Origin of the sequence: Citrobacter sp. wls708 (genome assembly GCF_005281255.1) — a bacterium.
GTDB classification, from domain to species: Bacteria; Pseudomonadota; Gammaproteobacteria; order Enterobacterales; family Enterobacteriaceae; genus Citrobacter; species Citrobacter werkmanii.
This window is the reverse complement of sequence record NZ_SZXE01000015.1, coordinates 63006-87468: the sequence shown is the minus strand read 5'-3', so window position 1 is coordinate 87468 and position 24463 is coordinate 63006. Positions and strand designations below refer to the sequence as shown.

The window sequence follows — 24463 nt, the reverse complement described above, 5'->3', positions numbered from 1 at the left end:
TATACAGACTTAAGTGTGAAAACTAAGTAAATGCCAGGGAATTATTTCGCCTTGGCAATCAAATCCATCATTTTCAGTTTCTGATCGGTCGAAACTTTACGCGCTTCGAGCTCAATACCGCGTTCGTTGAGTTTTTTGAAGGCTTCGATGTCTTTTTCATCAACAGAAATTGCGTTGTTTACCTGTGTTTTACCCTGACGGAAAGCCATACCGCCAATGTTTACAGAGGTAATTTTCACACCACCTTCAACGATACGTTCCACATCGGTCGGGTTGGTGAACAACAGCATCACACGCTCGCCTGCATATTTCGGGTTGTTGTAGACGCGGATCATTTTCGCGACATCAACCACATGCGCCGTCACACCCGGAGGTGCTACCTGAGTCAGCAGCGTTTTACGCACGGTATCGGCGGCAACTTCATCGCTGACGACAATAATGCGCGTTACGTTGGTTTCTTTGGTCCAGCGAGTGGCTACCTGACCATGAATTAAACGGTCATCGATACGCGCCAGACCGATCTGCATATAATCGTTCGGGCCCATCGGTTTCGCCGGTGCTGCTGCTTTTGGTGCCGCAACGGGGGCAGGAGCGGCTTTTTCCACCGGTTTCGCTTTCAACGCTTTCACGCCTTCGCTACCGGTTTCAACGGCCAGTGCCACTAATTCATCAAAGCTCGGGTTGTCATCACGCGCCATGAAGGTTTCAACCAGCATGGGAATGTTCACACCGGCGATAACTTCGTAATGCTCTTTATCGACGACAATGCGGCTCGCAGCGTTAAACGGGCTGCCTCCCCATGTGTCAACGAGAAACAGCACGCCTTTACTGGTATCGAGTTTTGCCAACTGAGCGTTGTACTTTTCGATCAGCGTTTCGGCATTTTCGCCTGGAACGAAATCGATCCAGCCGACGTTTTCCTGCTCGCCTAACAGCATCTCTGCTGTCTTAAGTAACTGCTCTGCAGCCCAACCATGTGTGCCTATTACAATAGCAATGGTCACTTGCTACCTCCTTTATTATCGTTAACACATCAACGTAAAGATGTATTTGAATCGTCGTCCGCAATCGAATCGATTCAGATAAGGGTTACAAAGAAAAACCTATGATTTTCGTGAATTATTTTAGATATCGAAAAAAATATTTTATGTGATGAAGATCCGTAATTTAACTTCCGATGAAAAGAAATTTCGAAGGGTAAAATATCTCCGAAACAACTTATTGCAAAGGAAGGTAAATCTTTGCTAAAAACCAGTTGTCTCTGTTATGTTTAGTATCTGTTTAATTACTCAGGAGTATAGGGCAGTAGCCCACCATATGGATCGTCACCGACGTCATTTCACCCTCAGGCCGCTTTGCGCCTGTCAGATTGGCACTTTTTGCCACAAATTTTCTCTGCATAATGCTTTAACGCCTGAGATCCTCAGCGCGCAGTTTGGTCATTCCTTAAGCAGGAGCTTGTCATGGAATTATTAATGGACCCGCAGATTTGGGTGGGTTTGCTCACGCTTGTCGTTCTCGAAATTGTTCTGGGTATTGATAACCTGGTCTTCATTGCGATCCTGGCTGATAAGCTGCCGCCGAAACAGCGAGATAAAGCGCGTTTAATCGGTTTATCACTGGCACTGATTATGCGTCTGGGCTTGTTGTCCGTGATTTCGTGGATGGTGACGCTGACAAAGCCGCTGTTTACGGTAATGGACTATGCGTTCTCGGGGCGCGATCTGATTATGCTGCTGGGCGGTATCTTCCTCTTGTTCAAGGCAACAACAGAGCTGCATGAGCGACTGGAAAACCGTGAACATGATACCGGGCAGACGAAAGGCTATGCGAGCTTTTGGGTTGTGGTGACGCAAATTGTCATCCTTGATGCGGTGTTCTCGCTGGATGCGGTGATTACTGCGGTCGGTATGGTCAACCATCTGCCGGTCATGATGGCGGCGGTCGTGATAGCTATGGCCGTGATGCTGCTGGCTTCCAAGCCGTTGACGCGATTTGTGAACCAACATCCGACGGTGGTGGTGCTGTGTCTGAGCTTCCTGTTGATGATTGGTCTGAGTCTGGTTGCCGAAGGGTTTGGCTTCCACATTCCGAAAGGTTATCTGTATGCGGCGATTGGCTTCTCGATCATTATCGAGTTGTTTAACCAGATTGCCCGTCGTAACTTTATTCGCCACCAGTCGACCCTGCCGCTGCGTGCGCGGACTGCGGATGCAATCCTGCGTCTGATGGGCGGTAAACGTCAGGCCAGCGCGCAGATGGAATCCGACAATCCGGTACCTGTGCCCGTTCCGGAAGGCGCATTTGTGGAAGAAGAACGCTATATGATCAACGGCGTACTCTCCCTGGCCTCGCGTTCATTACGTGGCATTATGACGCCTCGTGGCGAGATTAGCTGGGTTGATGCGGACCTGAGCGTAGCGGAAATTCGCGAGCAATTGCTTTCGTCACCGCACAGCCTGTTCCCGGTATGTCGCGGTGAGCTGGACGAAATTATCGGTATCGTCCGTGCCAAAGAACTGCTGGTGGCGCTGGAAGAGGGTGTGGATGTGGCGGCGATTGCCTCAGCCTCTCCGGCTATTGTGGTCCCGGAAACGCTGGACCCGATCAATCTGTTGGGCGTTCTGCGTCGTGCCCGCGGCAGTTTCGTGATCGTTACTAACGAATTTGGTGTCGTGCAGGGGCTGGTTACACCGCTGGACGTATTAGAAGCTATCGCCGGTGAGTTCCCCGATGCCGATGAAACGCCTGAAATTATTGCTGATGCAGGCGGCTGGTTGGTGAAAGGCGGAACCGACCTGCATGCATTGCAGCAGGCGCTGGACGTGGATACGCTGGTGGATGAAGACGAAGATATCGCGACGGTGGCAGGTTTAGTCATCGCGGCTAACGGTCATATTCCACGCGTCGGCGATGTTATCGAGGTTGCGCCGCTGAGTATTACGATTGTCGAAGCGAATGACTATCGTGTGGATTTAGTTCGCATTGTTAAAGAACAACCTGCTCACGACGAAGACGAGTAATCGGGTTTAGCGAAATGGCATAACGGGCATACTATGTCGCCCGTTATGCCGGGTGGGCGGCGGCGTGCTGCCCGCCAGCCATTTTGGAAAATCGCGTAGCGGCATTGGCTTCGCATACAGAAAACCTTGCAATAAATGTACACCGTGCCGGCGCAAATGCTGTGCCTGCGCTTGCGTTTCAACCCCTTCCGCCACCAGTTCGATATTCAGTCTTTTTCCCAGCGCGATGATGATGTCTGTAACGGTTGAGTTCACGGCATCGGTACCGATCGCAGAAGTAAATGATTTATCAATTTTTAGTACATCCGGGCGGAGTTTTTCCAGCCAGGAGAGCGAGCTGTTGCCAGTGCCAAAATCGTCAATCGCCAGTTTTACGCCAAGGCGATTTAGCTCGCGTACAACCCGATAATCCACATCCAGTAACGCATCACGTTCGGTAAGTTCGATGACTAACTGCTGAATGGGATGCTGGCTAAACCAATACTGGTTGAGATCTTTTAACAGCGTGCCGTGGCGAAAATGGCTGGCGGCGACATTGATCCCGATATGAAACTGACTGCTCATGGGGAAGACGTGTCGTTGCTGAATGGTTTCTGCGATGACATGACGCGTCAGGGGCACGATCAGGTTGTGCTCCTCGGCGATGGGAATAAACACTTCGGGAGAGATCCAACCCTGACGCGGATTATTCCAGCGTAACAGGATTTCCACCCCCATGCATTGCTGCGTTTGCGCATTGAGCAGTGGCTGGCAGAACAGCTCGAATTCCCGGGCGGCAAGGGCCAGATTTATCTCCCAGGAGAAACTCATTCTGTTGGCGGTTGCCAGCCACGCCAGGTACCCCACTAACAGACTGAGGATCACCGCCAGCGGCAGTTGTGTTGGCAGATGTTTAATCGCCAGTTCACTGGCACCCGGACCGGTAACGCTGATAGTAAACGGGAAATGCTGTGATGAGAGCTGGTAGCGTTTTTCATTCTTTAGTTCAGGTAGCGTATCGACAACACCTTGTCCGTAGAGCAGATGGCGATTGCCGACGCTTAAGCTGGCATGGGTGATCTGCGGCAGTTGTGGCTCAAGCAACATGGATGATAATAACTCAATGTTGACGATTTCCAGCACGCCATCTTCACCATCGGCAGAGGATGGATACCATTGTGTCAGAATCGGACTGCCTTTAATTATCGAATGGTCGGTTGATAACAGCAGTAGCGACTCCTGGCTTGGTAATTCAGGCTCCAGTTGACGAACAGGCTCATTGCGATAACCAAAAATGCTGGAGCAATACAGAATCCCATCTTTAACCAGGTTGACAGAGCGTACCGTTTGCAGCCTGGCAGCATGCTTGCTCAACGGTAAACGCGCGACTGAACAGGGGAGACCAATCAACGGCAACAGCACATCTCGTCCGGCCTGAAGGGGCAAAAGCACGTGATCCAACTCTTCAACCGCGTGGTTGGCAAAGGTTACGGTATTTCGATGATTTAAATTACGCTCCGAAATAAATCGGACCGTTAACGTGAGGATAAGCGTTACCAGGGCACATAGGGTGCAAACAAATAAGCGATTCCGGCGATAGTTTTTAATGATCCGTTGTGCTGTATGCATGCGGGCCGCCCGATAAGCCGTTGGTCACAAAAGCCAAAAGCAACAGAGCAAGTGTAGTGGGGAAAATTACAGTAGACGAGGAAGGGGAGATAAATTCGCCCATCCGTCGCAGATGGGCGAAAATTAAGTATTAGTCACACTGAACTTTGATTGCCAGACCACCACGGGACGTTTCGCGGTATTTGGCGTTCATGTCTTTACCCGTTTCGTACATGGTCTCAATGACTTTATCCAGTGAAACGCGTGGCGCACTGGTTCGGCGCATTGCCATGCGTGCGGCATTGATAGCTTTTACGGAAGCAATGGCGTTACGTTCGATGCACGGAACCTGTACCTGACCGGCAACCGGGTCACAGGTTAAACCGAGGTTATGCTCCATACCGATTTCTGCCGCAACACACACCTGTTCAGGACTTGCACCCAGTAGCTCAGCCAGACCGGCAGCCGCCATAGAACAAGCCACGCCAACTTCACCCTGACAGCCGACTTCAGCACCGGAGATAGATGCGTTCATTTTGTACAGCGCGCCAATCGCGCCGGCCGCCAGGAAATAACGGGTGTAGATATCCGGGCTGACGGACTCAATGAAATGATCGTAATAGGCCAGGACCGCAGGCACGATACCGCAGGCACCGTTAGTTGGCGCTGTGACAACGCGACCACCCGCGGCGTTTTCTTCGTTAACGGCCAGCGCAAACATGTTCACCCAGTCGATCACGTTCATCGGATCGTTGGAGAGCTTGTCGCTGGAGACCAACATACGACGCAGGGCAGAGGCGCGACGCGGAACGCGCAGCGGCCCAGGCAGGACGCCTTCGGTGTTCATCCCACGATCGATACAGGCCTGCATGGTTTGCCAGACGTTGCCAAAGTACTCTTCAATCTCTTTTTTGCTGTGCAGAGCAAGTTCGTTCTGCATCACCATGCCAGAGAGGGACAGGCCGGTGCTGTTGCAGTATTCCAGCATTTCAGTGGCGGATTTGAACGGATAAGGTACGCTGACCTCATTGGCGGTATCCTGACCAAAATGTTCTTCATCAACGATGAACCCACCGCCGATTGAGTAGTACGTTTTGCTGTAAATGACGGTTTCGCCATTATACGCATGGATCTGCATGCCGTTTTCATGCAGCGGCAGGTTGCCGTTATGAAAACGCATTCCATCATTCTGCGGGAAATCCACTTCGTGCTGACCCTGTGCAAGCAGCAGGCGTCCACGCGCTTCTACATCGCGGATAAATCCGGGAATGCTGTCAATGTTTACGGTAGCAGGCTCGTTGCCCGCCAGACCCATAATAATGGCGATATCGGTGTGGTGACCTTTACCCGTGAGCGACAGTGAACCATACACGTCGACGGCAACACGAGTAACGCTGTCCAGTAATCCTTTTTCGACCAGGTCATCGACGAACTGTTTACCCGCCTTCATAGGCCCTACGGTATGGGAAGATGAGGGACCAATCCCCACCTTAAACATGTCGAATAGACTAATCACGATAATACTCCTACAGGGCGACTGGGCTTTCCAGTAACGATGTTATAACTGCGCATAGTGTAAGAGGGAACGCGGCGATCGGCTTAACTATTCACATGAATTAAACTAATAGATAACCGCGGTTTTACTAATGTTGTGACCTGAGTTTCAAGTTGTCTATGGCGTGCGTAAAGATAAGTATAGTCAGGGCTTGACGCCAATTTGCAGAGCCAGCTCACGAATTATCCCGGCGGTCATTCCCCAGACGAAATATTGCTCATACCACGAAAGCCACACGCGATGAGAATCACCGCGACGATAAATATCGAGCGGATGGTAACGTCCCAAATGTAACGCCTGCGCCAGCGGCATTTCAAACACCGCGGAAACCTCATCTTCACTGGCGCGATACGGCAGATTAGGCGGGATAATGCCGACGACCGGGGTAACCTGAAAACCGGTGACGCTGTCGACCGGCGGCAGGACCCCGATCACTTCAACGCATGACGGCGGAATGGCCACTTCTTCATGCGCCTCGCGAAGGGCTGCGGCGATCAACGAGGCATCGGTGCTGTCCACCGCGCCGCCGGGAAAGGCGACCTGGCCGGCATGTTTGCGTAGATGAACGGATCGCTGGGTTAGCAGCAGCCCCGGCTGTGGTCGGCGGACGACGGGGATCAGCACGGCTGCCTGGCGCTGGTTTAACGCGGCATGGTTGACCTGCGGGCGCAGGAGTTGGAAGCGCGATAAAAAATCATCAAGCGTCAGGCTGCTGTATTCCACGTGTCAGTTCTCCAGTTGGTGCAAAATACGATTCACTTTATCAAATGTTTCCTGATACTCCGCGTCTTCCTGACTGTCCGCCACAATGCCGCCGCCGGCGGAACAATAAATGTGTCCGTTTGTGGCCGTCAGTGTGCGAATGGTGATGCTGGTGTCCATATTGCCGCAAAAGCTCAGGTAACCAATGCTGCCACACCAGGCATTACGTCGGTGCGGCTCCAGCTCATCTATAATTTCCATCGCCCGCACTTTCGGCGCGCCGGTAATGGAACCGCCGGGGAAGGCGGCGCGCAGCAGGTCGGTAGCGTGCAGAGATTCCGGCAAACGTGCGGTAATGGTGCTGACTAAATGATGAACGGCAGGGAACGGCTCGACTACAAACAGCTCCGGAACCTGTACCGAACCCGGCACGGCAACGCGACCGATGTCATTGCGCATTAAATCGACGATCATCAGGTTTTCCGCACGATCCTTCGGTGAGTTCGCCAGCAGTTGGGCCTGCTCACGATCGGCATCAGCCTCTTCACGTCTTGGCAACGTCCCTTTAATAGGACGCGTCTGGATGTGCTGGTTTTCCAACAGAATAAACCGTTCGGGTGAAAGGCTGAGGATTGCGCCTTCCTCAAGACGAATGAACGCGCTAAACGGCGCACGATTAGCGTGATTGAGTCGTACAAATGCCTGCCACTCATCGCCCTGATAATGCGCCTGAAAACGTTGAGCAAGATTGACCTGATAACAGTCGCCGCTGTGCAGATAACTCTGGACCTGGCGAAATTTTTCGCCGTACTGGGCACGGCTCATATTGGACTGCCACGCCGAGGTTAATATAAATGGCTCACGTTTTGAGGATTGTTGCGCGTTGATCCATTGCAGCCGCGCTTCGACATCGGTATGGCTGAGCAGGGATACGGTCTGCAGCTGATGATCGACAATCAGCGCCCAGTCGTAAATGCCGACGGCCATATCCGGCAGGGCAATATCGCGCGTGGCAATCGTGGGCAGCGATTCAAATCTTCTGCCAAGATCGTAGCCAAACAGACCTAACGCGCCGCCCTGAAACGGCAGATTGGGGTGATAGCTCGGGTGAATCCCCCGTGCGCTGAGCGCTGAATGTAATACCGTCATTGGGTCATCAAGCGTGCGTACAGTTGCGTGTCCGTCATAGACAACGGTTTCTTCCGCGCGCGTAACCAGCGTGGCGACGGGATCCGCCACCAGAATATCAAAACGGTTATGTGGATGGTCAGCATGACCCGAATGCAACAGCATCGCCCAGGGGAGATGGCTTAAGGTCGAAAAATAGCGTTCAGCGGCGTCCTGACGCCAGGGTAATGTGATTACTGCGGGAGATAACGTCTTCATCTGTCCTGACTCGTTGCTACTCTACTGGCTAACCGCCCGGTAGCATGAAATAATTAGCGCAGACAATTTAGCAGGAGTTAACAATGTTTGCAGGTTTACCTTCACTCAGTCATGAGCAGCAGCAAAAAGCGGTCGAGCGTATTCAGGAACTGATGTCGCAAGGGATGAGCAGCGGACAAGCGATTGCTCTGGTTGCTGAAGAGTTACGCGCCAGCCATACCGGCGAGCGGATCGTGGCGCGTTTCGAAGATGAAGACGAGTAACGTCGCTTACACCGCAGCGATAATCTTGATCTCTACTTTGTATTTCGGGTTCATCAACCCGGCCTGGACCGTACAACGTACCGGCGCGTGACCGGCAACGACCCACGCGTCCCAGGCTTTGTTCATCGCGGCAAAGTCACTTTTATCTGCCAGAAAAAGGGTGGCATCAAGAATACGTGACTTGTTGCTGCCCTGTTTTTCCAGAACTGCGTCAATTTGCGCCAGCGTATTCGCCGTTTGTTCAAAGGCGTCTGCATCCAGGTTTTCCGGTACACCAGTGTAATACAACGTGTTGTTATGGATAACCACGTCGGACCAACGCGCTTCGGCATCAATGCGCACAATTGTCATAAATCATTCCTCATTTACGTTTTTCATAATGGCTTCAGGTTGCGCCAAGACTGCCATAATGTTGTGCCTACGTCACCTCTTCAACTGGCGAAAGACCCGCTGGCCTGACATAATCCCTGTTCAAATGAACAGGGGGCAGTGTGACGGACGATTTTGCAGCAGACGGTCAGTTGGCTAAAGCGATACCGGGTTTTAAACCGCGTGAACCACAGCGGCAGATGGCCTTCGCCGTTAGCCATGCCATTGAAAAATCACAGCCGCTTGTTGTAGAAGCCGGAACCGGAACGGGTAAAACCTACGCTTATCTGGCACCTGCGTTGCGTGCGGGTAAAAAAGTCATCGTCTCTACCGGTTCGAAAGCGTTGCAGGATCAGCTTTATAGCCGCGATCTCCCGACCGTCGCAAAGGCGCTGGAATTCACCGGCAAACTGGCGCTGCTGAAAGGGCGCTCCAACTATCTGTGTCTGGAACGCCTTGCGCCCTGCCGGTACAAACCTTAAGCGACGTCATTCTGCTGCGCTCCTGGTCAAATCAAACCCTTGATGGCGACATCAGTACCTGCGTCAGCGTGGCGGAAGATTCTCAGGCCTGGCCGCTGGTCACCAGCACCAACGACAATTGTCTGGGCAGCGACTGCCCGCTGTACAAAGAGTGTTTTGTCGTTAAAGCGCGTAAAAAAGCGATGGAGGCAGATGTGGTTGTGGTCAACCACCATCTGTTTCTCGCTGATATGGTGGTGAAAGAGAGCGGGTTTGGCGAACTGATCCCCGAAGCTGAAGTGATGATCTTCGATGAAGCGCATCAGTTACCGGATATCGCCAGCCAGTACTTTGGTCAATCGCTCTCCAGTCGTCAGTTGTTAGACCTGGCGAAAGACATCACCATTGCCTATCGCACCGAGCTGAAAGACACTCAGCAGTTGCAGAAGTGCGCCGATCGCCTGGCGCAAAGCGCGCAGGACTTCCGCCTGCAACTTGGCGAGCCGGGCTATCGCGGCAATCTGCGCGAACTGCTGGCTGACCAGCGTGTACAGCGCGCGTTTTTGTTGCTCGATGACACGCTGGAGCTGTGTTACGACGTGGCGAAACTGTCTCTTGGACGTTCGGCGTTGTTGGATGCTGCGTTTGAGCGCGCCACGCTTTATCGCGCCCGTTTGAAGCGCCTGAAAGAGATTAACCAGCCAGGCTTCAGCTATTGGTATGAATGCACCTCCCGCCATTTCACTCTTGCGCTGACGCCGCTTACCGTGGCGGATAAATTCAAAGAAGTGATGGAACAAAAGCCGGGCTGTTGGATTTTTACCTCCGCGACGCTGTCGGTAAATGATGATCTTCATCATTTCACCGCCCGGCTGGGCATAGATGACGCCGAGTCGATGCTATTGCCGAGTCCTTTTGATTACACGCGTCAGGCGCTGCTCTGCGTGCCGCGTAATCTCCCGCAAACCAACCAGCCGGGAGCCGCGCGCCAGTTAGCGTCAATGCTGCGTCCCATTATTGAAGCAAACAACGGTCGCTGCTTTATGCTGTGTACCTCACACGCGATGATGCGCGATCTGGCAGAACAATTCCGCGCCACCATGACGCTGCCGGTCCTGTTGCAGGGCGAAACCAGTAAAGGACAACTGTTACAGCAGTTTGTCAGCGCAGGTAATGCGTTACTGGTTGCTACCAGCAGCTTCTGGGAAGGGGTAGACGTGCGTGGCGATACGCTGTCGCTGGTCATTATCGATAAACTGCCGTTCACTTCGCCGGATGACCCGCTGTTAAAAGCCCGGATGGAAGACTGTCGCCTGCGCGGCGGCGATCCCTTCGACGAGGTTCAACTCCCGGATGCGGTAATCACCCTGAAACAGGGGGTAGGACGACTGATTCGTGACGCAGACGATCGCGGCGTGCTGGTCATTTGCGACAACCGCCTGGTGATGCGACCCTACGGCGCTACCTTCCTGGCGAGTCTTCCGCCTGCGCCGCGCACGCGTGACATTGCGCGTGCTGTCCGTTTTCTTGCCATACCATCGACTGAGTAATTTGTTACGGAGTGTGGTAAGATGCGCGCCAAATTTATTGATCTGATCACAAACACCCATGCGAATTCTGGCTATCGATACCGCCACAGAGGCGTGCTCTGTTGCCCTGTGGAATGACGGTACTATCAAAGCTCATTTCGAGCTTTGCCCACGAGAACATACCCAACGAATTTTACCGATGGTCCAGGAGATCCTGGCCGCTGGCGAATTAGCCTTATCCGATATCGACGCCCTGGCGTTTGGTCGCGGCCCAGGCAGTTTCACCGGCGTACGTATCGGGATTGGCATTGCTCAGGGGTTGGCGTTAGGTGCGAATTTGCCGATGATCGGCGTCTCTACCCTGGCGACCATGGCACAGGGGGCCTGGCGTAAGTCTGGCGCCACCCGCGTGCTGGCGGCGATTGATGCGCGAATGGGCGAGGTTTACTGGGCCGAATACCAGCGTGATGAAAATGGCATCTGGCGCGGTGAAGAAACCGAAGCCGTGTTAACGCCTGAACAAGTACATGAACGCTTGCTGCAACTGTCTGGCGAATGGGTCACTGTCGGAACTGGCTGGCCTGCCTGGCCTGAACTGGGTAAAGACAGCGGCCTGACGCTGAGCGATGGCGGTGTTCTGCTGCCGGCGGCTGAAGACATGCTGCCTGTCGCCACGCAATTGCTGGCTGCCGGTAAGACTGTGGCCGTTGAACATGCTGAACCGGTTTATTTACGTAACACCGTGGCGTGGAAGAAACTTCCCGGTAAAGAATGAATCTTAGTAGTACATCCCCGGTTAATTCGCGCAGTCGTCAGTGACCCGCATCGGTGAATTTTCCGGGGCAGGCGCTAAGAAGAGGGAGTCGCAATATGGCGGTGCAAAAGCAGGTAGTGAAAGGTGTGTTGGCGGGCGTATTGGCGTTAATGCTAAGCGGCTGCGTTACCATCCCGGATGCGATTAAAGGCTCAAGCCCTACGCCACAGCAGGATCTGGTGCGGGTGATGAATGCGCCGCAGCTTTATGTCGGACAGGAAGCGCGTTTCGGCGGCAAAGTGGTGGATATTCAGAACCAGCAGGGGAAATCCCGTCTGGAAATTGCCACGGTTCCTCTCGATAGCGGGGCGCGCCCCGTGCTGGGCGAAGCCTCTCGCGGACGAATTTTTGCCGATGTAAACGGCTTTCTCGACCCGGTGGATTTTCGTGGTCAACTGGTTACCGTCGTCGGTCCGATTAGCGGAACAGTGGACGGAAAAATTGGCAGTACGCCGTATAAATTCATGCTGATGCAGGTAACCGGTTATAAACGCTGGCATATTACTCAGCAGATTGTTATGCCGCCTCAGCCGATCGACCCCTGGTTCTACGGCGCGCGTGGCTGGCCTTACGGTGGCTACGGCGGATGGGGATGGTACAATCCCGGTCCGGCACAGGTTCAGACCATAGTAACTGAGTAACTCTTTGTTTTATTAGTAAAAGAAACAGCGGCTCGTCCGCTGTTTCTGCATTAATGTGGATATAAGAAAAATAAATAGTGACGTGCTTCGCAACCTTGTCGTTGTGTAATAAACAAACTGGTACGCTGAGTTAATATTATGTTAACAGTTTGTTTGTTGCCTGGGGTTGTGATGACGACGAATATGCATTTTAGAGGTGATGTATTGAAAAAGGTTTGGCTTAACCGTTATCCCGCTGGTGTCCCTGCGGAGATCAATCCTGACCGTTATCAATCCCTGGTGGAACTCTTTGAACACTCAGTAAGGCGCTATGCCGATCAGCCCGCGTTTGTAAACATGGGGGAGGTGATGACCTTCCGCAAGCTTGAAGAGCGCAGCCGGGCGTTTGCGGCCTATTTGCAACAAGGGCTCGGGCTGAAAAAGGGCGATCGCGTCGCGCTGATGATGCCGAACCTGCTGCAATATCCGGTCGCCCTGTTTGGGATTTTACGTGCTGGCATGATCGTCGTGAACGTGAACCCCCTGTACACGCCTCGCGAGCTGGAACACCAGCTCAATGACAGCGGCGCGTCGGCGATTGTCATCGTGTCTAACTTTGCTCACACGCTGGAGAAGGTGGTCGATAAAACGTCGGTGCAACACGTGATCCTGACGCGTATGGGCGATCAACTTTCTACCGCCAAAGGGACGCTGGTTAACTTTGTCGTGAAGTACATTAAGCGCCTGGTGCCAAAATATCACCTGCCGGATGCCATCTCGTTTCGCAGTGCGCTGCAAAACGGTTATCGCATGCAGTATGTGAAGCCTGAAGTGGTGTCGGAAGATTTGGCGTTTCTGCAATATACCGGTGGGACAACCGGTGTGGCGAAAGGCGCGATGCTCACGCACCGCAACATGCTGGCTAACCTTGAGCAGGTTAACGCCACCTACGGACCGTTGCTGCATCCGGGTAAAGAGCTGGTGGTAACGGCCTTACCGCTGTATCACATTTTCGCGCTGACAATGAACTGCCTGCTGTTTATTGAGCTGGGCGGTCAAAACCTGCTGATTACTAATCCGCGCGATATTCCGGGACTGGTCAAAGAGCTGGCGAAATACCCCTTCACCGCAATGACTGGCGTCAACACGCTGTTTAACGCGCTGCTGAATAACAAAGAGTTCCAGCAACTGGATTTTTCCTCGCTACATCTTTCGGCAGGCGGCGGCATGCCGGTTCAACAGGCTGTGGCCGAGCGTTGGGTGAAGCTGACGGGTCAGTATCTGCTGGAAGGCTATGGCCTGACGGAGTGCGCTCCGCTGGTGAGTGTTAACCCTCACGATATCGACTACCACAGCGGCAGTATCGGTTTACCGGTTCCTTCCACCGAGGTCAAGCTGGTGGATGACGACGATAACGAAGTGCCGCCGGGAGAGCCGGGCGAACTGTGCGTGAAAGGTCCGCAGGTGATGCTGGGTTACTGGCAGCGACCGGATGCGACTGATGAAATCGTCAAAGACGGCTGGTTGCACACTGGCGATATTGCGGTGATGGATGATGAAGGCTTCCTGCGGATTGTCGATCGTAAGAAAGATATGATCCTGGTGTCCGGCTTTAACGTTTATCCGAATGAAATTGAAGACGTGGTGATGCAACATTCTGGCGTACAGGAAGTCGCTGCGGTTGGCGTTCCATCGGGCAGCAGCGGTGAGGCGGTGAAAATCTTCGTGGTGAAGAAAGATGCCTCGTTAACCGAAGAGGCGCTGGTCACTTTTTGTCGTCGCCATCTGACGGGCTATAAAGTACCGAAGCTGGTGGAGTTTCGTGATGAGTTGCCAAAATCTAACGTTGGAAAGATTTTGCGACGAGAATTACGTGACGAAGCACGTGCCAAAGTGGACAATAAAGGCTGAGCGTTAAGTCAGCCAGCAGAAAACGCCGGGTAATCCGGCGTTTTTTTTGGCGTAAACCTAAGAGAGCACGATTTGAATTATCAAATGATCACTACGGACGACGCGTTGGCCACGCTGTGCGAAGCCGTCCGTGAATTTCCGGCGATAGCCCTGGATACCGAATTTGTTCGCACGCGTACCTATTATCCGCAGTTGGGGTTGATCCAGCTGTTTGATGGCAAACACGTTGCTCTGATTGACCCACAGGGGATCACTGACTGGTCGCCACTACGCGATATTTTACGTGATACGGCGATAACCAAGTTTCTGCATGCCGGTAGTGAAGATCTGGAGGTGTTTCTCAATGCCTTTGGTGAACTCCCTCAGCCGTTGATTGACACACAAATCCTGGCCGCTTTTTGCGGTCGCCCGCTGTCGTGGGGGTTTGCCGCGATGGTGGAAGAGTTTACTGGCATAGCCCTGGACAAAAGCGAATCCCGTACCGACTGGCTGGCCAGGCCGCTGACCGAGCGTCAGTGTGAATACGCGGCGGCTGACGTCTGGTATTTGTTACCGATCACCACAACGCTGATGGCTGAAACCGAAGCCAGCGGCTGGCTGCCCGCCGCGCTGGACGAATGTCGCTTAATGCAGCAGCGTCGCCAGGAGATTCTGGCGCCCGAGGATGCCTGGCGCGAGATCACCAATGCCTGGCAACTGCGTACCCGTCAGTTGGCCTGTCTGCAACTGCTTGCCGACTGGCGACTGCGTAAAGCGCGCGAGCGCGATCTGGCGGTAAACTTCGTGGTGCGTGAGGAACACTTATGGGCGGTGGCGCGTTATATGCCGGGTAGTCTGGGCGAACTGGACAGCCTGGGGCTTTCCGGCAGCGAAATTCGCTTCCACGGCAAGACGCTGATTTCCCTTGTCGAGAAAGCGCAGGCTTTACCGGAGGCGTCGCTGCCGCAACCGCTACTGAATTTGATGGATATGCCAGGCTACCGCAAGGCGTTCAAAGCCATTAAGGCGCTGGTTGCCGAAGTCAGTGCGGAGCAAAATCTCAGCGTCGAGCTGCTGGCTTCACGCCGCCAGATCAACCAATTGCTCAACTGGCACTGGAAATTAAAGCCGCAGCAATCCCTGCCTGAGCTGATTTCCGGCTGGCGTGGCGAACTGATGGCTGAGCGTCTTAACGCGCTGCTGTTGGAGTATCCGCAGTAAGCAAGCTAAAAAGGGAGCCGGGTGCTTTAATGCTAGTCAGTTAGCGTCTCAGTATCAGAAAGCATCAACCAGTATTAGCGGAAGTAATGAACATGCAATATCAGAGAAAGGGTTCCGTTCACCTCATGTTCATCGTTTCTCTGAGACACTGATTCCTGTGAGCGTATAAAGGGCGTTCTCCGCCACGCCCTTTACAATCCCGCCGGGAGCCTGGGTTGCAAGGGAGGAGGCGGTGAGCCTCCCTTGCCCGTTCACGGGTAACTGCGTTTCAAGAAATGACAGCGCTGAGGTGAACGGAATCCGTTCACCTCATGTTCATCGTTTCTCTGAGACACTGATTCCTGTGAGCGTATAAAGGGCGTTCTCCGCCACGCCCTTTACAATCCCGCCGGGAGCCTGGGTTGCAAGGGAGGAGGCGGTGAGCCTCCCTTGCCCGTTCACGGGTAACTGCGTTTCAAGAAATGACAGCGCTGAGGTGAACGGAATCCTGAGTAAGAATCACATGTTCTCCATACATGCTTAACTGATCGGTATTAGAGCCGGGTGCTCCCGTTTTTAATGGCACGAAGCTTAAAGGCGCAATGCCCGACTAATGGCCTCACCAACCTGCTGTGTGGTGGCGTTACCTTTCATATCTGGCGTTTTCGGGCCGCTGGCAATAACTTGCTCAATTGCCGCCAGAATGCCGTCGTGGGCGGCCTTATAGTTGGCATCACCGTGACCAAGGAAGTCGAGCATCATCGCGCCAGCCCAGATTGTCGCGATTGGGTTAGCGATATTTTTACCGTAGATATCGGGGGCTGAACCGTGTACCGGCTCGAACAGGGACGGGAAGGTGCGTTCCGGGTTTAGGTTGGCAGATGGCGCAATGCCAATTGTACCGGTACAGGCCGGACCGAGATCGGAGAGAATATCGCCAAACAGATTGGAAGCGACCACGACGTCAAAACGTTCCGGCTGCATCACAAAGCGGGCGCAGAGAATATCAATATGCTGTTTATCCCAGCGGATCTCTGGATAGTTGGCCGCCATCGCTTCGACGCGCTCGTCCCAGTAGGGCATACTGATGGCAAGACCGTTTGATTTAGTCGCTGAGGTTAGCGTTTTGCGCGGGCGGCTTTGCGCCAGTTCAAAGGCGTAACGCAATATACGGTCGACACCACGACGGGTGAAAACCGACTCCTGGATCACCATCTCGTGTTCGGTACCTTCGCTCACACGTCCGCCGAGGGAAGAGTACTCCCCCTCGGTGTTCTCACGCACGACGTAGAAATCAATGTCTCCCGGCTGTTTGCCCGCCAGCGGACAAGGGACGCCGGGAAACAGCCGCACCGGGCGCAGGTTAACGTACTGATCGAATTCGCGGCGAAACTTAAGCAGCGAACCCCATAGTGAAATGTGGTCCGGGACGGTGTCCGGCCAGCCCACGGCACCAAAATAGATCGCATCGAAGGATTGCAGCTGTTCACGCCAGTCATCCGGCATCATCTTGCCGTGTTGGGCGTAGTATTCGCAACTGGCCCACTCTATTTGTTCAAAGCTAAGCGACAGGCCCCAGCGTTCGGCGGCTGCCTGTAACACATGAATGCCTTCAGGCAGGACTTCTTTACCAATGCCATCTCCGGGGATAGCGGCAATACGATAGGTTTTCTTCATAGCAGCTCTCACTTGTACGCCATCAAAATTGACTTTCCCCTCATCCTATAATTGACTGAACGATAGTTAATCCCCCTAACTGGTGAAACATAAAACACAGATCATGAATAATCTGCCGCTGTTAAATGATTTGCGCGTCTTTATGCTGGTTGCGCGCCGCGCGGGTTTTGCCGCCGTTGCCGAAGAGTTGGGCGTATCACCGGCTTATATCAGTAAGCGTGTAGCCCTCCTGGAGCAGACGCTGAACGTGGTGCTATTACACCGGACAACACGGCGGGTGACCATAACGGAAGAGGGGGAGCGGATATACGAATGGGCGCAGCGGATCCTGCATGATGTCGATCAGATGATGGACGAGCTGTCCGATGTCAGGCAGATCCCGCAAGGGATGTTACGTATTATCAGCAGTTTTGGTTTTGGCCGCCGGGTGGTGGCTCCTGCGTTGTCTGCGCTGGCGAAAGAGTACCCACAGCTGGAGCTGAGATTCGATGTTGAAGACCGTCTGGTGGACCTGGTGAATGAGGGCGTCGATCTCGATATTCGTATCGGGGATGATATCGCACCTAATCTGATTGCCCGTAAACTGGCGACTAACTATCGCATTCTTTGCGCCTCGCCGGAGTTTGTGGCGCAGCATGGAATGCCGAAGCAACTGAACGATCTCTCTACTTTTCCCTGTCTGGTCATTAAAGAGCGTGACCATCCGTTTGGTATCTGGCAAATGCGCAATAAAGAGGGGACTCACTCAATTAAAGTGACCGGGCCTTTGTCATCTAATCATGGCGAAGTGGTGCATCAATGGTGTCTTGACGGCCAGGGAATTGCTCTGCGTTCGTGGTGGGATGTCTGTGGCAACATTGCCAGCGGACATCTGATACACATATTGCCTGAGTATTATCAACCAGCAAATATTTGGGCGGTTTATGTTTCACGCCTGGCGACGTCGGCAAAAATCCGTATTACCGTTGAGTATTTGCGCCGCTATTTTGCCGAAAACTACCCGAAGTTTACGTTGGAATAAAGGTGTTGCAGATTGGCAAAGGACGAAAATTAAAAAAGGCAGAATAATCTGCCTTTTTTGCAACCATGACGCATTTACACAAAAGGTTATTTAGACTCTTCTGCTTCAGGTAATGTTACGTTCAGCTCGAGGATCGAAATATCGCCGTCTTTTTGTTCAAGCTGTACGGTGACCATTTCTGGATCAATTTGTACATACTTACAGATAACGTCGAGAATATCCTTCCTTAGCTGCGGTAAATAATGTGGCTCGGCGTCACTACGACGACGTTCCGCAACAATAATCTGCAGTCGCTCTTTAGCGATGTTCGCTGTGCTCTTTTTCCGCGAGAGAAAAAAATCCAGTAATGCCATAACTTATCCTCCGAACAGGCGTTTGAGGAAACCTTTCTTCTCTTCTTCAATGAAGCGGAAAGGACGTTCTTCTCCCAACAGACGGTCTACGGTATCAGCATAGGCTTTACCGGCATCAGCATTGATGTCGAGAATAACCGGCTCACCCTGGTTAGACGCGCGCAGGACTGACTGATCTTCAGGAATCACGCCAACCAGCTTGATTCGCAGAATTTCCAGTACGTCTTCCATGCTCAGCATGTCACCTTTATTTACGCGGCCAGGGTTGTAGCGCGTAAGCAACAGATGCTCTTTAATCGGCTCTTCACCGTTTTCTGCGCGGCGGGATTTCGACGCCAGAATACCCAGAATACGGTCTGAGTCGCGTACAGAAGAGACTTCCGGGTTTGTGGTGATAATGGCTTCATCAGCAAAATACAGGGCCATCAGCGCGCCGGTTTCGATACCCGCCGGGGAATCGCAGACGATGAAGTCAAAGTCCATTGCTTTCAGATCGTCCAGAACTTTTGCGACGCCTTCACGCGTCAGCGCGTCTTTATCGCGGGTCTGTGAGGCCGGAAGAATAAAGAGATTCTCGGTACGCTTATCTTTGATTAACGCCTGATTTAACGACGCATCGCCCTGAATAACGTTGACGAAGTCGTAAACGACGCGGCGTTCACAACCCATAATCAGATCAAGATTACGCAGGCCGATATCAAAATCAATAACGACAGTTTTCTTTCCCTTCTGGGCCAAACCTGTAGCGATGGCCGCGCTGGAGGTGGTTTTGCCAACGCCCCCTTTACCCGAAGTAACAACAATAATGCGTGCCATAGAAATTCCTTGTTAAAAAGGGATCAATTCAACGGTTGAACTGTCAAAGCGTTCTCTGCTAATTGCAGGCGTGCCGCTTTGCCATAAAATTCTGCTGGGATTTTATCACTCAGCCAATAAACACCTGCGATAGACACCAGTTCTGCCGTCAGATGGGTACAAAAAATTTGCGCTTCCCGGTCACCGCTTGCGCCTGCCAGCGCTCGACCTCTCATCATCCCATAAACATGAATATTGCCATCAGCGATAAGCTCTGCGCCCGCACTGACGTGGCTTGTAACAATCAGATCACATTGTGGAGCATAAATGCGCTGACCGGAACGAACCGGTACATTTATTAATCGTGTTTTTGTGATGGGAGTAACGTTTTGCGGCGGCGGGACGGGAACTGGAGCCTCAACAGGCGCGGGACGAAGCGCTTTTTCTTTACCTTCAGTCAGTAAAGGAAGTCCCATTTCGTCAATTTCAGCCTTTAATCGAGCGTCTTTGCATCCGCTAACGCCGATAATGCGCAAGCCGGTAGACGCGACAACTTCCTGCAGCGCCGACCAGTTTACCGGGCTTTCAAGACCACTCACGTTAACCACTACGGGCGCATGTTTTAAAAATGCAGGGGCCTGCGCGATTTTGTCTTCCAACGCCTGACGAATAACCTCGGGTTCTGCTTCATGTAAATGAACCACTGATAAGGTGAAGCTACTGCCTTTAAGCTCGATTGGCGTGTTTGACATCCTGGCCTTACTCAATTTGCTATTTATCATCCCCAGCGCGGGGTGATATTCCGAAGACTATAAGGCATGTTATAGTCAGTATTATATTGAGGCAAGCCACCATTCCGTGAATTCAGAGTAAAAGATATGTTTTGTGTGATCTACCGAAGCAGCAAACGTGACCAGACTTATTTATATGTCGAAAAAAAAGACGATTTCTCGCGAGTCCCTGAAGAACTGATGAAAGGATTTGGTCAGCCAACGCTGGCAATGATGTTGCCGCTTGATGGTCGAAAAAAACTGGTTAATGCCGATCTTGAAAAAGTAAAACAGGCGCTAATCGAGCAGGGCTATTATTTACAAATACCGCCACCGCCAGAAGATTTGCTCAAACAGCATCTGGCAGCGGCCAAACAAAATACATCAGACGCTAAACGTTAAACTGCATCCGGCAGCAGCACGTTCCATCGATGCAGTACCTGAAATCTATGACTACGTTAGGGGAAAGTAATGTATCAACATCACAACTGGCATGGTGCTCTGCTGGATTATCCGGTGAGTAAGGTGGTTTGCGTAGGCAGTAACTATGCCAACCATATAAAAGAGATGGGGGGAACCACCCCGGAAGAGCCGGTACTGTTTATCAAACCGGAAACTGCGCTGTGTGATTTGCGCCAGCCGCTGGCGATCCCATCCGATATGGGGTCGGTTCACCATGAGGTTGAGCTGGCGGTACTGATTGGCGCAACCTTACGCCAGGCGACAGAAGAACATGTGCGTAAAGCCATCGCTGGCTATGGCGTAGCGCTGGATCTAACCCTGCGCGATATTCAGGGCAAAATGAAGAAAGCCGGTCAGCCGTGGGAAAAAGCCAAGGGCTTTGATAACTCATGCCCGCTGTCAGGATTTATCCCGGTGGCGGAATTTGATGGTGATCCGCAGGATACAATGCTCGGCTTGACGGTAAACGGCGAAACGCGTCAGCACGGCTCGACGGCAGATATGATCCATCCCATTGTTCCTTTGATTGCCTACATGAGCCGTTTCTTTACGCTCAAAGCGGGCGATGTGGTGCTGACGGGTACGCCAGCAGGGGTTGGACCGTTAAGTAGTGGTGATGAACTGGCTATCAGTTTCCATGGACAAACACTGACCACCCGCGTGCTGTAGTCTCTGCTTGCCGCCTTTTCGGGCGGCAAAACTTGCATCAGCGTGCCAGACTGGTTATAAGGTGCAGCTTTATTACAATAGCGGATACCCTGATGAGCGACATACCTTTCTGGCAAAGTAAAACCCTTGATGAAATGACCGATGCCGAGTGGGAGTCATTATGTGATGGGTGTGGTCAATGCTGCCTGCATAAGCTGATGGATGAAGACACTGACGAAATCTATTTTACCAACGTCGCCTGTAAGCAGCTCAATATTAAAACCTGCCAGTGCCGTAACTACGAACGTCGATTCGAATACGAGCCGGACTGCATCAAACTCACGCGTGATAATCTGCCTACCTTTGAATGGTTGCCGATGACCTGCGCCTATCGTCTGCTGGCGGAAGGAAAAGGGTTGCCAGAATGGCATCCGTTGCTGACCGGGTCGAAAGCGGCAATGCATGGCGAACGTATTTCGGTACGTCATATTGCGGTAAAAGAATCAGAAGTGCGCGACTGGCAGGATCATATCCTGAACAAACCTTCATGGGCGGACTGAGCCGCCCATCGATTAGCAGGCGTTAAGGGTTAAGATTTTTTCGCCTGATACATCTCATCTCCATGGTTGTCATCTTCAACCCAGAAATTGATGTTGAATTGCGCATCGTCACTTAATTCAACGCGATGCCAGTATTGTGGTGGGCTGGTTGCGAACTGGCCGGCATTAATCACTACTTTCACTTCGGGTTCTTTTGCGTCTTCATTGGCAAAGCCATAATACGTTACTGTGCCTTCCATCACGCAGAGCTGTCCAAATACCCCCGCAGCGGTGTTGTGGTGGGAGAGCAGTGCCGCAGGAACATTGTCTTTCGTAAAGAAGGGAGTAGAGCGTTTAACTTTCCAGTTTGCCGGGATGCGTAAATGGGACATAAGACATCTCCTTCGTGTGGCATCCATAAGATGTATTTAATATACATCTTATGGATGCCAGCAGGCAATGAATTTAAGCCAAAAAAAAACGCTCCCGAAGGAGCGTCTCTGTTAGCGACCGAAAAGGTCACGTTTTTTCGGTTTAAACGGTTGTGCTATGACGACCAGTATCGCCACAACAAGATATGCGGCGAAGATCCCGAGCAGCCACTGCGGCATTTCGAGGGTTAAAAACGACCACTGACGCTCAGCGCAGTCGCCCGATGCCACAAACACCTGCGGCAGCCATTTATCCAGCGGTAACCAGCTCGGAAAGCGCGCGGCAAAATCACAGGTCATAAATGGTGACGGGTGAAGCTGAATCATGGTGTGTTCATATGCTAACTGAAGACCGCGCCAGGCACTGTAAATCCAGATAACCATTGCCACATAGCGCAGCGGTGTTTTTGGCGCGATAGCCCCCACCAGTCCCGCACCCATCACGCCAAATAATGCGCTACGTTCATAAATACACAACACGCAAGGTTTTAGCAGCATGACGTGCTGGAACCACAACGCAACGAGTTCCAGCGCAAAGGCGGTAAACGCCAACAATAACCACGCTCCACGACCACGGGAACACTGGTTTAAAAATCGCAACATAATAATTTCCCTGCAACATGCGTAGAGACCGCAGTTTAAACCAATTCACTTTATGCGCCACTAGCGGGAATTGAAAATTTGCGTAATCGGATAATTATCATGCAAAAAGTCAAACCGGGCAGTGATTTGCCCGGCTAATTGTTATGAAAGTGTAGCTAACCAGCCCGACTGGGTCATCCATTCGGTCATTGGAACAAGTGTGAACTCCACGCAAAGCAACCCGACGAGCGTCAGGACAAGGGTATAAGGCAGAGCCATCCATACCATGCGACCATAAGAGAGGCGAATCAATGGTGCCAGGGCGGAAGTCAGCAGAAACAGGAACGCCGCCTGCCCGTTTGGTGTGGCCACGGAAGGCAAGTTGGTCCCGGTGTTAATCGCCACCGCTAACAGTTCATACTGATTAAGGCTGATAGTCCCCTGTTCCAGGGCCGCTTTGGCTTCGTTGATGTAGATAGTGCCGACAAAGACGTTATCAGAAATAGACGACAGCAGACCATTAAACAGATAGAACAGCGTTAATTGCGCGTGTTCAGAGGCTTGTAAAACGAACTGAATAATCGGCGAAAAGAGCTGCTGATCGATGATCACCGCAACAACAGAGAAGAACACGGTCAGCAGGGCGGTGAAGGGCAGCGACTCGGTAAAGGCTTTGCCTATAGCATGTTCGTCGGTAACGCCGGTTAACGACGTTGCCAGAATAATCACTGACAGACCAATTAATCCCACTTCCGCCAGATGCAGTGCCAGGGCGACCACCAGCCAGACGCCGATAATCGCCTGGATAATCAGTTTGATCTTGTCCTGGCGGGTTCGCTGCTGACGGCTCTGATCGTCAAATTTTTGCAGGACATCGCGGACGGTCTCCGGCAGCGTTTCGCCATAGCCAAACCAACGTAATTTCTCGACCACCACGCAGGTTAGCAGACCGCAAATCAGCACCGGAACGGTGACCGGTGACATGCGCAGGAAGAAGTCGCCAAAGTGCCAGCCAGCTGCTTTGGCGATAATCAGGTTTTGCGGTTCACCAACCATGGTCATTACGCCGCCTAACGCCGTACCGACGCCTGCGTGCATCATCAGGCTACGCAGAAAACCACGGAACTGCTCCAGAACGACCTTGTTGTGCTGATCGATATGGCTGTCATCGAGCATATTGTTATCTTCCCCACGGGAAGAGGCCACGCGATGGTAGATGCCATAAAAACCGACCGCTACGCTTATTACCACGGCAACGACGGTCAACGCGTCAAGAAACGCGGACAGGAAGGCGGCAGCAATGCAAAAGGAGAGCGACAGCAGTGACTTGGAACGAATGCTGAGCAGAAGACGGGTGAAAATAAACAACAGCAGTTGCTTCATAAAGTAGATGCCTGCCACCATAAACATCAGCAGCAGTAACACCTCAAGGTTGGCGGCAACTTCTTCACGCACATGCGCGGCGCTGGTCATGCCAATGATGACAGCTTCGATTGCCAACAGCCCGCCCGGCAGCAGCGGATAACATTTTAGCGCCATTGCCAGCGTAAAAATGAACTCGGCCACCAACAACCAGCCTGCAATAAAGGGATTGATGAAAAAAATAATCGGGTTAGCGACTAAGAAGATGAGCAGTGCAAGTTTATACCAGTCTGGCGACTGACCTAAAAAATTCCGCCACATCGCGCGGCTCCATGATAGCTCCATGGTGATTTCCCTACCTTTAAAAATGAAATGATGTTTTTATGTTTGACCGCAAAGCTTAGCGGGAGGAGGGTGCGCAGGC

The 24463-nt window shown here is 52.4% G+C and carries 24 protein-coding genes and 1 pseudogene; 12 read left to right on the top strand and 13 right to left on the bottom strand.

From position 1 onward, the window contains the following. Positions 1 to 41: 41 nt before the first annotated feature. Positions 42 to 1004, bottom strand: coding sequence for a PTS mannose transporter subunit IIAB (gene manX / locus FDW97_RS05585; RefSeq protein ID WP_005122176.1), 963 nt, complete (start codon positions 1002 to 1004; stop codon positions 42 to 44). A 262-nt stretch (positions 1005 to 1266) separates the two neighbouring features. On the opposite strand from manX, the gene FDW97_RS23780 reads away from it, so the two are divergent. Both FDW97_RS23780 and yoaE read left to right on the top strand, forming a co-directional pair. Continuing rightward, positions 1267 to 1476 carry a hypothetical protein gene (locus tag FDW97_RS23780; RefSeq protein WP_072014731.1) on the top strand — a complete coding sequence of 70 codons (210 nt, stop codon included), beginning with the start codon at positions 1267 to 1269 and terminating at the stop codon, positions 1474 to 1476. Then, positions 1464 to 3023, top strand: coding sequence for a CNNM family cation transport protein YoaE (gene yoaE, locus FDW97_RS05580; RefSeq protein ID WP_038641275.1), 1560 nt, complete (start codon positions 1464 to 1466; stop codon positions 3021 to 3023). The genes FDW97_RS23780 and yoaE overlap by 13 nt, the downstream gene beginning before the upstream one ends. Positions 3024 to 3029: 6 nt before the next feature. Here yoaE and FDW97_RS05575 read toward each other — a convergent pair whose 3' ends face one another. The 4 genes from FDW97_RS05575 to pabB all read right to left on the bottom strand — a co-directional run bounded on the left by FDW97_RS05575 (position 3030) and on the right by pabB (position 8253). Then, the gene (locus FDW97_RS05575; RefSeq protein WP_137350744.1) at positions 3030 to 4631 is read right to left on the bottom strand and encodes an EAL domain-containing protein; all 1602 of its coding nucleotides are present in this window, start codon (positions 4629 to 4631) and stop codon (positions 3030 to 3032) included. A 130-nt stretch (positions 4632 to 4761) separates the two neighbouring features. After that, positions 4762 to 6126 (bottom strand): L-serine ammonia-lyase, encoded by a 1365-nt coding sequence (sdaA, locus tag FDW97_RS05570; RefSeq protein ID WP_038641271.1) that lies wholly within the window; start codon positions 6124 to 6126, stop codon positions 4762 to 4764. A gap of 183 nt (positions 6127 to 6309) precedes the next feature. Continuing rightward, positions 6310 to 6888, bottom strand: a complete 579-nt coding sequence (locus tag FDW97_RS05565; RefSeq protein ID WP_038641269.1) for a CoA pyrophosphatase — start codon at positions 6886 to 6888, stop codon at positions 6310 to 6312. A 3-nt stretch (positions 6889 to 6891) separates the two neighbouring features. Then, entirely contained in the window at positions 6892 to 8253 is a 1362-nt protein-coding gene (pabB, locus tag FDW97_RS05560) for an aminodeoxychorismate synthase component 1 (protein WP_137350743.1), read from the bottom strand. An 83-nt stretch (positions 8254 to 8336) separates the two neighbouring features. Between pabB and FDW97_RS05555 the strand changes: the two genes are divergently transcribed. Next, positions 8337 to 8516, top strand: a complete 180-nt coding sequence (locus tag FDW97_RS05555; RefSeq protein ID WP_003020986.1) for a YoaH family protein — start codon at positions 8337 to 8339, stop codon at positions 8514 to 8516. Between the two features lie 6 nt (positions 8517 to 8522). On the opposite strand, the gene FDW97_RS05550 is transcribed toward FDW97_RS05555, so the two are convergent. Then, complete coding sequence (locus FDW97_RS05550) at positions 8523 to 8867, bottom strand: RidA family protein (protein WP_042307863.1); 345 nt, start codon at positions 8865 to 8867, stop codon at positions 8523 to 8525. Positions 8868 to 9007: 140 nt separating this feature from the next. Between FDW97_RS05550 and FDW97_RS05545 the strand changes: the two are divergent. The 5 genes and pseudogenes from FDW97_RS05545 to rnd all read left to right on the top strand — a co-directional run bounded on the left by FDW97_RS05545 (position 9008) and on the right by rnd (position 15420). Continuing rightward, positions 9008 to 10896 (top strand): annotated as a pseudogene (locus FDW97_RS05545) (ATP-dependent DNA helicase). 58 nt (positions 10897 to 10954) lie between these two features. Continuing rightward, a complete protein-coding gene (gene tsaB, locus FDW97_RS05540; RefSeq protein WP_137347822.1) occupies positions 10955 to 11650 on the top strand; it encodes a tRNA (adenosine(37)-N6)-threonylcarbamoyltransferase complex dimerization subunit type 1 TsaB in 696 nt (231 codons plus the stop codon). 95 nt (positions 11651 to 11745) lie between these two features. After that, positions 11746 to 12330, top strand: a complete 585-nt coding sequence (locus FDW97_RS05535) for a Slp family lipoprotein (protein WP_038641259.1) — start codon at positions 11746 to 11748, stop codon at positions 12328 to 12330. A 204-nt stretch (positions 12331 to 12534) separates the two neighbouring features. Further along, positions 12535 to 14220 (top strand): long-chain-fatty-acid--CoA ligase FadD, encoded by a 1686-nt coding sequence (gene fadD / locus FDW97_RS05530; protein WP_123261005.1) that lies wholly within the window; start codon positions 12535 to 12537, stop codon positions 14218 to 14220. 84 nt (positions 14221 to 14304) lie between these two features. Next, positions 14305 to 15420 (top strand): ribonuclease D, encoded by a 1116-nt coding sequence (rnd, locus tag FDW97_RS05525; protein WP_038641255.1) that lies wholly within the window; start codon positions 14305 to 14307, stop codon positions 15418 to 15420. Positions 15421 to 15990: 570 nt separating this feature from the next. Here the strand turns inward: rnd and FDW97_RS05515 are convergent. Then, positions 15991 to 17076, bottom strand: a complete 1086-nt coding sequence (locus tag FDW97_RS05515; RefSeq protein WP_137350742.1) for a tartrate dehydrogenase — start codon at positions 17074 to 17076, stop codon at positions 15991 to 15993. Between the two features lie 103 nt (positions 17077 to 17179). Between FDW97_RS05515 and FDW97_RS05510 the strand changes: the two genes are divergently transcribed. Next, positions 17180 to 18097: a LysR family transcriptional regulator gene (locus tag FDW97_RS05510; protein WP_038641248.1), complete on the top strand. Its 918-nt coding sequence runs from the start codon at positions 17180 to 17182 to the stop codon at positions 18095 to 18097. An 86-nt stretch (positions 18098 to 18183) separates the two neighbouring features. Here the strand turns inward: FDW97_RS05510 and minE are convergent, their stop codons facing one another. From minE to minC, 3 genes are read right to left on the bottom strand one after another with little or no spacing between them, the layout of a single operon-like run. Beyond that, positions 18184 to 18450: a cell division topological specificity factor MinE gene (gene minE / locus FDW97_RS05505; RefSeq protein ID WP_003833739.1), complete on the bottom strand. Its 267-nt coding sequence runs from the start codon at positions 18448 to 18450 to the stop codon at positions 18184 to 18186. A 3-nt stretch (positions 18451 to 18453) separates the two neighbouring features. Beyond that, complete coding sequence (minD, locus tag FDW97_RS05500; RefSeq protein WP_038641246.1) at positions 18454 to 19266, bottom strand: septum site-determining protein MinD; 813 nt, start codon at positions 19264 to 19266, stop codon at positions 18454 to 18456. 23 nt (positions 19267 to 19289) lie between these two features. Beyond that, on the bottom strand, positions 19290 to 19997 hold the full coding sequence (minC, locus tag FDW97_RS05495; RefSeq protein ID WP_038641244.1) for a septum site-determining protein MinC: 708 nt from the start codon (positions 19995 to 19997) through the stop codon (positions 19290 to 19292). A 126-nt stretch (positions 19998 to 20123) separates the two neighbouring features. On the opposite strand from minC, the gene FDW97_RS05490 reads away from it, so the two are divergent. The 3 genes from FDW97_RS05490 to FDW97_RS05480 all read left to right on the top strand — a co-directional run bounded on the left by FDW97_RS05490 (position 20124) and on the right by FDW97_RS05480 (position 21685). Then, positions 20124 to 20417 (top strand): YcgL domain-containing protein, encoded by a 294-nt coding sequence (locus tag FDW97_RS05490; protein ID WP_038641242.1) that lies wholly within the window; start codon positions 20124 to 20126, stop codon positions 20415 to 20417. Positions 20418 to 20486: 69 nt separating this feature from the next. Then, complete coding sequence (locus FDW97_RS05485) at positions 20487 to 21146, top strand: fumarylacetoacetate hydrolase family protein (protein ID WP_038641240.1); 660 nt, start codon at positions 20487 to 20489, stop codon at positions 21144 to 21146. 92 nt (positions 21147 to 21238) lie between these two features. Further along, positions 21239 to 21685 carry a YcgN family cysteine cluster protein gene (locus tag FDW97_RS05480; RefSeq protein ID WP_003020944.1) on the top strand — a complete coding sequence of 149 codons (447 nt, stop codon included), beginning with the start codon at positions 21239 to 21241 and terminating at the stop codon, positions 21683 to 21685. Between the two features lie 29 nt (positions 21686 to 21714). On the opposite strand, the gene FDW97_RS05475 is transcribed toward FDW97_RS05480, so the two are convergent. The 3 genes from FDW97_RS05475 to nhaB form a co-directional block, all read right to left on the bottom strand. Then, on the bottom strand, positions 21715 to 22056 hold the full coding sequence (locus FDW97_RS05475) for a DUF1971 domain-containing protein (RefSeq protein WP_003020940.1): 342 nt from the start codon (positions 22054 to 22056) through the stop codon (positions 21715 to 21717). Positions 22057 to 22167: 111 nt separating this feature from the next. Continuing rightward, on the bottom strand, positions 22168 to 22698 hold the full coding sequence (gene dsbB / locus FDW97_RS05470; RefSeq protein ID WP_042307884.1) for a disulfide bond formation protein DsbB: 531 nt from the start codon (positions 22696 to 22698) through the stop codon (positions 22168 to 22170). 141 nt (positions 22699 to 22839) lie between these two features. Further along, positions 22840 to 24384 carry a Na(+)/H(+) antiporter NhaB gene (gene nhaB, locus FDW97_RS05465; protein ID WP_137350741.1) on the bottom strand — a complete coding sequence of 515 codons (1545 nt, stop codon included), beginning with the start codon at positions 24382 to 24384 and terminating at the stop codon, positions 22840 to 22842. Between the last annotated feature and the right edge of the window lie 79 nt (positions 24385 to 24463).